Below are 9417 nucleotides of genomic sequence, written 5' to 3'. Positions count from 1 at the left end.
CTAGATCCACCGGCCCCGCTCGCCCGACTTGCGGGCGCAGCGTTGCAGAAACAGGGCCAGCACCCGGGCCGCCTTGTCGGCGTCGCCTTCGCGCTTCTGGGCCAGCCAATCGCCATGCAGGCCCTCGAAGATCGCCATCTGGTCGAAATCGAGCCACAACACGTCGACCTGAAGGTGGGCCGGGCAGCACAGGGCGAAGCTTTCCTCGACCAGCTTGCGGAACTCCGGGTTGTCCAGCCGGGGCGACCAGGCGGGAAACACGGCGCTGATGCGGAAGGCGTAGAACTCCTGCCGATCCGCGGCAACCGCCTGCCCATTTCCAGGATGCCCGGGATACAGCAGCAGGTGCTCGACGAGATGGAAGCCGATGCTGCCATGCACCAGCGCCGCCATCCGTTGGGCAAAGCGGTTGGCGACTCGCGCCGCATCCGCCCGGCTGTCATGGCGGGAAAGCAGGCAGCCCCCTTCCGCCCCTTCCAGGGCGAAGCACAGTTGCACGTCGCCATCGTCGCCGACGATGCGGTAATTGCCCAGATCGCCCCCACCGTTCAACAAGGAACGGCATAGCACGGGCGGCACTGGGGCCTCATCCCCGGAGCCGCCCGGCAGCTCGGCCAACTCCGGCAGGTGGGGCACGGCGTCGCCGCCGCCGAGTGCGCTGGCCGGAATGGCCTCCAGGCCGGCCTCGCGGCAAAAGTCCCGGTCGGCGATGTAGCGCCAGCCCTGCTCCTTCAGCAGGCCCGAGACCCGGGTGCCGCCGTGGGAATCGAGCCCCAGCAACAGGCCGACCTTCTCGGCCAGGGCCGGCACGTTGTCGGGGCCTGCCGGACGGCGGTAGTTGAATGCCCCCATGCGCCGGGCGTTCAGTTCCGGCGCCTGCCGGGCGAAGGCGATCTTGTCGCGGAGCAACGCCGCCTCCAGCGCATCGCCGGCCAGCGCGGCGAAGTTGCGCAGGGATTCCTGGGTGAATTTTTCGCCGTGCAAGGCCAGCAGGACGTCCAGGCTGCGGGAACGGCGCCCGCCGAAATCGTCCAGCTCGGCCAGGGTGGCCGCCAGGGCGGCGTCGACCCCCTGGCGCCCGCCCTTGTACAGGGGTTCGATCCCCGGCAGGTCCCGGTTGCCCAGGACCTGCTGGAAGTAGGTGCGGCCGAGCCCCTCGTCCAGGGAATAGAGGTCCGGCAACCCGGCCAGTCCCTGCATGAAATTGGCCATGACCTGGTCGAAGATCGCCAGGTAGGCCTGCAACTGCCGCGCCTGGGCCTTGCGTTCGGGGGAGGCCGAAGCCGGCACGCCGTAATCGCCCAGGCCGTATACCGGCGGGAAGTGGTGCTGGACCGAGGTATAGGCGTTGGCCTCCACCGGCACACCGGTCGGCAGGGGCGATTCGGGCTCGTAGGGGGGGCAGCCGTGGCGGCGGGTATCCAGGGCGAAGGCCAGCCGGGCCAGGCGATCGCGGAACTCGGCCACCGGAACGTTGCGCATCTTGCCGGCCAAGCGCAGGACCAGGCGCTGATCGTCGTCCCCGGCCGGCAGCCGCAGGCGGGGCATCCGGCGCAGGGCGGCATCGCCGTCTACCGGGCGGTAGGGCTGCCCCTGGTCGTCCACCAGGTCGAGGGCCACCACCCGCCCGACGCCGGCAACGCCGGCCACGGCCCGCACCAGCTCGGAAACGATCGAGGCGCTCCAGGGCCGGAAATCCGGCACGTCGATACGGCCGTGGCGGGTCAAGGGGCCCTCGAACACCAATTCCGGCGGTTCACCCGCCGCCTCGTGGTAGGGGCGCGTCGCCAGGGGGGGCGAAATGATCGCCAGGGCGGCGAGAAACACATCGGCCAGGGTTTCGGCCACCGGCCGTCCGCCGTCAATCTCGATCTCGCCCACCAGGCGGTAGTCCACCTGCTCGACCAAGCCGATCGTGCCCAGGTCTTCTCCCAGGTTGCGGTGTTCCAGGTACAGCGCCGCGGCCTTCTGCATCAGTTCGGCGGCCTCGTCGGCGCCGGCCTCGACGTCGTCCGCCAGCAGGAAGTGGATATCCAGGCGCCCCGGCGGCCCAGGCTGGGTCGACGGCGCCACCCAGACGTTGCGGATTTCGGGCAATTGGTCGGCGAACAGTCGCCGGTAATCCCCGGGGGTCATGGGGCGGCAGGGCAACGCCTCCTCCGGCGGCAACAGGGCATGGCGCGGACCGTCGATGCGCCCGTCGGCGCCGAATAGGTAATCCTCCGTGGCGAACCCCGTGCGGTACACCACGTCGGTGAGGCCGTAGCACAGCTGCTCCAGCATGGTGACGCCGGGGTCGTGGAGGTTGTAGTCGGTCCACACCTCGCCGCACAGGGCCTGCAACTGATCGATGCCGGCCTGGCGCAGGCCGTCGAAGTCGAGCCCCGCCGGATCGGGCCGGCGCCGGGCGATGGAGGGCAGGTCCGCCGGATTCATGGCCACCCCGTCACCCCCCGTTGGCACCGGCAGGAGCGGCACCGGGGGCCGCCCCGGCAGCCCGGATGTCGCTGCCCCGCATGAAGGGATCGAACCAGAGGTCGGTCAGGTAGAACTGGATGGCGACGTGCTCCCCGTAGGCGCAGCGGGTACGCAGCTGCAAGGTGTAGGCATGGGTGTCGCCGACCCAGCGCAGGTCCAGCTGGTCGCACCGGGAGCCGTAGTAGGACTGGTGGGGCGTGACATGGCCCTTGCGGTTGAAGGTGTTCAGGGCAAAGGCGTGGAGCAGGGCGTAGCGCCCGGCGTCCTTGTCGCCCACGCCGGCAATGACTTCGAAGGCCCGGCAGCCGTCCAGGGGGCCGGCGATGTCGTGCCACTGCCCATCGGCCTTGACCGACGCCCCCTGGCTGCCGATCCGACCCTTGGCCGCCACCACTCCGTCCACGTCGAGTTCGTGGGCCGGGTCAGCCTTGTTGATCCCGACCCGGGTCGCCTCCTGGTCTCCCACCGTCTCGGAGGACAGGGTCAGCACGGGCTTTTCGCTCTCGCTGCCGAAGAAGAGGCGCCGGCTTCCCTGGCTCAGGCGCATGAACCAGGACGGCCGCCGTACCGCGATGTTCTCGAAGAAGCTGATCAGCTTGCCGGTCTTGCCCAGCTGGGCGACCCGGAAGCCGTCCTCGTCGCTGCGGTCGAAACCGTCGTCCACCACGTTCAGCGCCGAATCGATCAGATCGGCGAACGACTCGGCGGAAGGCTGAGCACCTTCGCTGAAGGCGTGCTTGAGGGACGTTCTATTCTTTTTCGCCATGATGCTTCCTGGATACGATGAAGGTCGCGCCGACCTGCAACTGCGAGATTCCCGATTTCCACGGCCCGGGCCCGTCGGCCGCATCCCGCTCCACGTCCACCAGGTGGTGGCGGAAGGGCAGGACGATGCTCCAGGGGTACAGGGGGCCGGTGTTCATCGGCCCGTGTTTGGCCTCCCGGGCGGTGTCGTGCAAGGAAAAGCGCTCCTGGCCGTCCTCGACCACCCGGAGCAGCGACAGCCCCCAGACGGAATCCACGTAGGGCAACCCCTGCAGGTAGCCCTGTAGCTCCTGGCAGCGCAGCGACCAGCCGAAACTGGCGCTGTTGCCCGCCACACCGCCGGGGGCAATGAACTCGCCGATGTCCCGGTTGAACTGCTTGATCAGCAGGCCCTGCGCCCCGCCGTTGCGGAAGCGCACCGCGCAGCGGACCTGCACCCGCTCGATCACCGGGTTGCGCACGTCGATCTGCACGAAGGGGGATGCCAGCGGCGCCAGGTAGTCCTTGATGTCCTGGAGCACCAGCACGTTTTCCTTGAGGTGGTCGCTGCTGTCGCTGCCTTCGGGACAACGGGGAATGACCGCCACCAGCACGTGCCCAGGCCGGTGCCACTGGGCCGGGTCCACCGAAAAACACGTGTTGATGAAGCACTTGACCTTGTGCAGGTGGGGAAACTGCTGCAACACCAGGCGCTCGTAGTCCCACGCAGTGACGGCGCGCTGCCGGTGTTTGAGCCGCTCGCCGGCGCGGATCGCCATGGCGGCGCGCTCCTCCTGCGGCAGGCCGCCGAACGAGGCTTCGGGCTGGAGAATGGCGGCCACGCCGGGAATGGTGACCTTGGCCGCCTGAATGCTGCCGGCGGGCAAGGGGCCCGGCGCAGCGGCCCCGGAGCCCTGCACCCGCGCCACCCGGACGCCATTGACATGAACAGCGTGCAGGCTGCACAGGCTGGCCACCGGGCCGTCAGCCCCCAGGCGCAGCCAAAACAGGCCGTCATCCATGACGGTATTGCCCTTGTCCATGTCCCGGGGAAGGTCAAGCTTGACGGTGCCGGAGGTCAGGAACCCCCGGGTCGAGTCGGACAGGACGCGGAAGCCTTCCAGGGGAATCCAGCGGTTACGTTGCAGGTGGTACCAACGGAAGCTGGGACGCGGCGCGTCGATGTTCATGTCCGAATCGGGCCGCAGGTGGAAGTGCAGGCTCAACGGGCCGCCCAGTTCGGCGGCGGCCAGGCCGATGAACAAGGAGGCATCGTGGGACGCCACGGGGAGCAGCCGCGTCTCGCCCCGAGCGTCGAGCTTCAGGGTGTCGACGCCGAACGGATGGAGGTGGTGAAGCAGGTCCCGGGACGCCGCGACACCGCCCTGGCGGAGCGAAATGCTGGCCTGGGCGGTGTAATCCAGGGAAATGGCGCTGACGAGCGGGGTGTACGGCGGCTCGGGCATCTCGGCCGCCGCCCAGCGCCCCAGCAGCCGGCGCAAGGGCCCCAGGGCCTCGCGCTGGGCATTGCGGGTGAACGCCTGGGCCAGCAGCAAGGGATAGCTGGCGTGGCCGAAGGCCTGGGCCGGCGCCGCCAGCGTCAGCTTAAGGAAGCCGCCCCGGGCGTGGGGGCCGTATTCCCCGCCCTCCTCGCTGGGATGGAGGTAGGGCAGGACCCGGGCGCAGTCGTACCGGGCTGCGCCGTGCGCATCGACCTGGCCCCATAGCGGGATTTCGATGCGCTCCCCGGGCTTGGCCGGTTGCCAGCCGTGCTCGTCCAGGGACGAGAGGGTGGCCCGGAACGACGCGGCTTCGATCCCCGCGCCATATCCCCGGTAGTGGCGAGCCAGCCCCTCGGGAGGCAGGTCGTCCCATTTGATGCGCAGGCCCAGGCGGGTCAGGTTCTTGGCGAAGGCTTCCCGGCTGCCGACGATCAGGTGGGAACCAACCTTGGGCAGGGGGCCGAAGGGGACGAACGGGCTGGTGGCGTTGAGAGCCCCGTGGTTGTTGTACAGGGTGAGCTTGCGGCTGCCGGAGACGTCCACGGTGATCAGCGCCTCGAAAACCGTCAGGCCGGCCAGGAACTCGTAGGGGAACAGGTAGGCGTCCGGCTCGATGGTGAAGCTCAGCACCGGGCAATCGGCGGCGAAGTTCTCTCCATGCACCTCCTGCCGGTAATCCACGACCGGGGGAAAGGTTTCCGGCAGCTTGAAGGCAATCTCCAGGCAGTCGGGCGGAATTTCGCCCGAGACGATGCTGCTGCTCGGGATGAATTCGGGGACTTCCGCCCAGCCCTCCGGCACGGTCACGCGTACCCGGAACATCTTGGCGAAGGCCCGGAAGAACGCCCCTTCCGGCGACATCCCCGGCGCCAGCTCGCAGATTTTCTTTACCAGGGCATCCAGGTTGTAGCGGCCCGCCTGGAAATACAGCGCGATACGCACGTCCCGGCTGCCGTCCTCCAGGCGCAGCACCGGGCTCGACACGGCAAAGCCGAGGCGGGCGGGCTGCCCGGCCGTCCCGCCGCCCAGGCGCCGGGCGGCGCCGAAGAGGGAGAAATAGCGTTTGCCGGGCGTTACCGGGATGGTGCTGGTGGTCGCGGCCGTGGCGAACCCCAGGTCCCGCTCCGGCGAGCGGTTGGGATCCCGGTCGAAGAACAGGGTATGCAGGGCGGCGACCCGGACGTTGCACACGCGCAACTCGTCCTCGGCGGCATACAGAGTCTCGCTGCCATCCCCGGCACGAGCCACGAACATGGCCCCCTTGGCCACCATCACATCCTGGGCCACCCCGTCCGGTGCCAGCACCAGATCCGCCCGGTCCGGGACCATGGGCCGGGGGGCGAACCCCAGCACCCGTTCATAGTAGAAATCCTGGTAGCGCTGGCTGAAATCGTCGATGCCGCCCTTGGCCTTGAGGAAAAGATTGGCGAAGGCCAGGTAGAGGCCCGCCGCAGGATCATGGGCACCGCTGCGCAGGGACTCGGGAAAGGCCGTCTCCACCGCCTTGCGGACCACCGCCAGAGCACTGGTGAAGGTCAGGAAATTTTCGCGGAGAAAGTGGGCGACCTCATCCGGCCGGGCGTCGCGGGCAGGCACCGTGCCCCCGCCGTGGCACCAATCGGCGCCAAGGCGCTGCCGCAGCAAGACGGTTCGGTCCCGGTCGTGACGCGCCATGAACGTGGTCAAGCCATCCAGCGCGGGGGCCAGGGCCGTCTTGCGCAATCCGTCGAGCAACTGGTGCAGCCGTCCGGCCTCGGCGCCGCCGTTCTGGCCGCACCAGAGCCACCAGTCCCGGATGCGGACCGCGATCCGGTAGGCCGGCACGTCCTGGGGCAGGGGGCAAGGCGCCGCCCCCAGCAGCAGAGCCTGGATGCGATCGACGAACCCGTGGAGAGAACCGCGCAGGGCCGCCAGCTTCCGGGCCTCGACCAGGATGCCGCCCAGCAGGGCGCTTTCGTCACCCAGGAACAGGGGTTGCCAGTCACCCTCCGCACCGGCCGGCCCGACGTAGCGCAGTTGCTGGGCGATGCGCTGCCCCAGGAACAGAAGCTCGGGCAAGCCCATCTCGTCGGGACGGAAATAGCCCGGCTGCAGGGCCGGTAGTCCCCGGTCCTGCTGGCTGGTTCCGTCGCGGATGGTCATCCCCATGCCATGCTGACAGCCGGTGGCTAACGCACCAGGCTGGTCCCCTCCAGGAAGTAGAAGGGATAGACCATGTTGCTGCGGGTGTTGGTGCCCCTCACCGTGTAGACCAGGTCCAGGTGCAAGATTCCTTCGGCGGCGCGGCTTTCGTCCACCTCGACGCTTTCCAGGTCGATGCGGGGTTCGCAGAACAGCACGGCGCGGCGCACGGCATCCTGGATGGCGGTGACGGCGCTGGCGTCGATGACGGTGAACACCATGGCGCGCAGTTCGCAGCCGTAGGTGGGCTGCATGACCCGCTCACCCTGGGCCGTGGCGAACAGGATGGCCAGGCTTTCGCGGATGTCGTCCTCGCCCGAGGTCATGGCCGCCCGCCGGCCGCCATGGTCGAACGACGGCGGGAAGCGCCAGCCGGTACCGAGGAAAGGAGCGTCGGAGGCCACGCCCTAGCCTCCGATCATGACGGTGAAGCAGCCAAGCACGATCTTGCCGCCGTGGGCCGTGGTATCGCCCAGGCGGGCGGCTGGGCGGTTGTTGATGAGCACGGTGGATGACCCCATGGCGATGGTGTCGGGCGGGCCGACGCACACGCAGTTGTCCCCGACGACGGCGGCCGGCAGCTTGCCGATCAGGACCGTGGGGACCCCGGGGCCGATGATCGGCCCGCCCACATGGGGGATGGGCGGCAGGCCGGGCGTCTGCATGGGGCAGGTGTGCATGTCGGTAAGGCGGGCGGCGGGGGGCATGGCTGGCGTCCTCAGTTGATCATGACCATGGCACCCTTGACCGTGGTCTGGCCCGAGGCGGACAGCTCGGCGGTGGCGTTGCCCTTGGCGGTGAAGCCGACCTTGGCCGTATGGCTGATGTTCAGGCCGGAGACGGTGGCGTCCTGGGTGGCGGAAATTTCGACGTTGTTCAGGGCAGACAGGGAAATCTTGCCCTTGGCCGACAGGGTGATGTCCTTGGGACTGTCCATGGCAATGCCCGAGGTGCCCAGCTTGGCGGTGTTGCCGTTCTGGTCCTTGAGCAGGATGGACTTGTCGTCGTCGCTGATGACGATGGTGTTGTTGCCGGGCGTGACCAGGGTGATGATCTTTTTCTCATCGTCGTATTCCAGGGTCAATCCGCTGCGGGTGGTGATCGCCTTGGTGTTGTTGGCATCGGCGAAGTCGTAGCGCGGCTTGCGCGAGCTGCTGTAGAGGCTACCCAGGATCACCGGCGCCGAGGGGTCGTTGTTGAAGTAGCCGAGCACCACCTCGTCGCCGATCTCGGGCAGGAAGAAGGCGCCCTGGCCGCTGGTGGCGTGGAACTGCATCAGCCGGGCCCACACCCCGTCGGTGCTCGCCTGCATGACGGGCACCGACACCTGGACCTTGAACTGTCCCTCCGGGTCGCTGGCGAGTTTCTTGACCACCCCGACGTGCAGCCCTTCGATGCCCGGCACCAGGCCCGACGCCCCGGGCGCCGCCAGGTCGCCGCGCTCGGCGTACCAGGTGGGGGACATGCCGAATTCGACCCGGGTCAGCCAGTTGCCCTCGCGCAACTCCTGGGTGACGGAGCTGACGTAGACGTTGCCGTTGAAGCGTTTGCCCACGCCCTCGAGCTGGATGATGCCCCCCGGCTTGGCCTTGGCCGAGCCTTGGAAGGCCATCGAACCGCGCAGGCGGGACAGCCCGGACTTGAGCTGCTGCCCCTTGGCCCAGGCTTCGAGGGCGCCGCTTTCGAGAGTGGCGGGGGTCTGCAGACCGAAGGGCTCGCTGCCGAGCACCTTGGCCAGGGTGGCGGAATCCAGGTCGCCCTGTTCGTTGAGCCCTTCGGGGCTGGCCTCGGCGACGATAACGGCCTGGTTCTTGATGTCCCAGGCGGTCGCCTTGACCTTGGCGAACTGGTCCCGGGCCTCCAGGCTGGCCTGGAATTCCATCAGGTCGTAGCCGTAGGTGACCTTGAGGTCGGCGGAGGCCGACGTGTCGGGCGCCTTGAACCCGACAGTGCCGTCGCTCACCGTCACCACGAAGCCGTTGGCTTCGGCCCGGGCGACCAGGAAATCCCAGTCCGAGCAGTAGTACTGGACCAGTTCCTTCCACTGGGTGCTGGTAGAGGACACGTCCGCCGTCAGGCCGGCGGCGTTGCCGATCAGCGTGGAGGCGATGTCGCTGTCCTTCTGGTCCACGTAGTTGGCGTTCTTGCGCCCGACCGTCATGGCCACGGCCTTGTCGCGGCACTCCACGGTCAACGTGGCCAGATTGCCCTCGCCGATGCCCAGGCGCTGGCCGACGACGATGCCGGAAAACAGGACCGTGGCCTCCTGGCCGTACCCCGCGCTGATGGATATCTCGCCCCCGGGCTTGAAACTGTCGCCCTCGCTGGCGGGAAACGTCCCCGTGGGCATGTCGCCGTCGCGGATGACGATCTCCGCCTGGGCGATGCGGTTGACGGCCTTGAATACCCGGACGGACATCACTTCCAGGTCGTCGGCGATGTTTTTTCCGGCGGCACTGATCTCGAGCTTGAGCGGGCCGTCGCTGTTGAGGGCGGGCGAAACGGTCATGGC

Annotated in this window: 6 protein-coding genes; all 6 read right to left on the bottom strand. The window is 68.5% G+C overall.

Going from position 1 to position 9417, the window contains the following annotated elements; translation table 11 throughout:
- Genes V7Z98_RS11410 through vgrG form a run of 6 tightly spaced genes read right to left on the bottom strand, consistent with a single transcriptional unit; the run spans position 1 to position 9414 of the window.
- Entirely contained in the window at positions 1–2436 is a 2436-nt protein-coding gene (locus tag V7Z98_RS11410; RefSeq protein WP_334158096.1) for a hypothetical protein, read from the bottom strand.
- 10 nt (positions 2437–2446) lie between these two features.
- On the bottom strand, positions 2447–3244 hold the full coding sequence (locus V7Z98_RS11405) for a hypothetical protein (RefSeq protein WP_334158095.1): 798 nt from the start codon (positions 3242–3244) through the stop codon (positions 2447–2449).
- Positions 3228–6866 (bottom strand): hypothetical protein, encoded by a 3639-nt coding sequence (locus V7Z98_RS11400; RefSeq protein WP_334158094.1) that lies wholly within the window; start codon positions 6864–6866, stop codon positions 3228–3230. Before V7Z98_RS11400 ends, V7Z98_RS11405 begins: the two co-directional genes overlap by 17 nt.
- Before the next feature lie 26 nt (positions 6867–6892).
- Positions 6893–7309 carry a GPW/gp25 family protein gene (locus V7Z98_RS11395; protein WP_293264971.1) on the bottom strand — a complete coding sequence of 139 codons (417 nt, stop codon included), beginning with the start codon at positions 7307–7309 and terminating at the stop codon, positions 6893–6895.
- Positions 7310–7312: 3 nt separating this feature from the next.
- Positions 7313–7612: a PAAR domain-containing protein gene (locus V7Z98_RS11390; protein ID WP_334158093.1), complete on the bottom strand. Its 300-nt coding sequence runs from the start codon at positions 7610–7612 to the stop codon at positions 7313–7315.
- An 11-nt stretch (positions 7613–7623) separates the two neighbouring features.
- Entirely contained in the window at positions 7624–9414 is a 1791-nt protein-coding gene (gene vgrG / locus V7Z98_RS11385; protein ID WP_334158092.1) for a type VI secretion system tip protein VgrG, read from the bottom strand.
- Positions 9415–9417: the final 3 nt, after the last annotated feature.

This window comes from Oryzomicrobium sp. (assembly GCF_036820405.1).
Classification (GTDB): domain Bacteria; phylum Pseudomonadota; class Gammaproteobacteria; order Burkholderiales; family Rhodocyclaceae; genus Oryzomicrobium.
Note: the sequence above shows the minus strand (reverse complement) of the source record. Positions and strands in the feature narration are given on the sequence as shown.

What these genes read in the sequence shown, in the direction of transcription:
- V7Z98_RS11390 (WP_334158093.1), bottom strand. Translation starts at nt 7,612, where the DNA reads ATGCCCCCCGCCGCCCGCCTTACCGACATGCACACCTGCCCCATGCAG.
- vgrG (WP_334158092.1), bottom strand. Translation starts at nt 9,414, where the DNA reads ATGACCGTTTCGCCCGCCCTCAACAGCGACGGCCCGCTCAAGCTCGAG.
- V7Z98_RS11400 (WP_334158094.1), bottom strand. Translation starts at nt 6,866, where the DNA reads ATGACCATCCGCGACGGAACCAGCCAGCAGGACCGGGGACTACCGGCC.
- V7Z98_RS11405 (WP_334158095.1), bottom strand. Translation starts at nt 3,244, where the DNA reads ATGGCGAAAAAGAATAGAACGTCCCTCAAGCACGCCTTCAGCGAAGGT.
- V7Z98_RS11410 (WP_334158096.1), bottom strand. Translation starts at nt 2,436, where the DNA reads ATGAATCCGGCGGACCTGCCCTCCATCGCCCGGCGCCGGCCCGATCCG.